This is a genomic window from Mesorhizobium sp. M7A.F.Ca.CA.004.04.2.1 (assembly GCF_004022825.1).
Classification (GTDB): Bacteria; Pseudomonadota; Alphaproteobacteria; order Rhizobiales; family Rhizobiaceae; genus Mesorhizobium.
The window spans coordinates 1-440 of the sequence record NZ_RZPH01001796.1 but is presented as its reverse complement, the minus strand read 5'-3'; the positions used below and the strand labels follow the sequence as shown (position 1 = coordinate 440).

The following is a 440-nucleotide window of genomic DNA, read 5'->3' as shown; positions in this document are numbered from 1 at the left end:
GGAGATCGCGGCGGGATATGGGATGGAGCAGTTGCGACATGTTTTCTCCTTCGACAACTGACAAGCCCTGCCCCGAAGCGAACTTCGCTCTGAAACCTGCTTAAGTCCATTCAACAAGTCGCGCGCATGAAGCCGCCACTCGATCAGCAACGGATGACGTGCGGATGAACGATCGGGGCGAGGAAATCAGCCCTTGTCGTCGTCGCCTTGGGTGATCAGCCGCGCGCTGCGCTGGCCTGTCGCGTAGATCCATAGCCAGCTCAGCGAAACCGCAAGCCGGTTGCGAAAACCGATCAGGAAATAGATGTGCGCCACTCCCCACAGCCACCAGGCCGCCCAGCCGGTCAGCTTGAGCCAGCCGAAATCGATCACCGCGGCGCGCTTGCCGATCGTGGCGAGATCGCCGGCATGCCTGTAGTGGAAAGGACGCGCGGTCGTGT

Annotated in this window: 1 pseudogene; it reads right to left on the bottom strand. The window is 61.1% G+C overall.

From position 1 onward, the window contains the following. Positions 1–186: 186 nt before the first annotated feature. A pseudogene (locus EN893_RS37620) lies at positions 187–440 on the bottom strand (NAD(P)/FAD-dependent oxidoreductase); the annotation flags it as partial.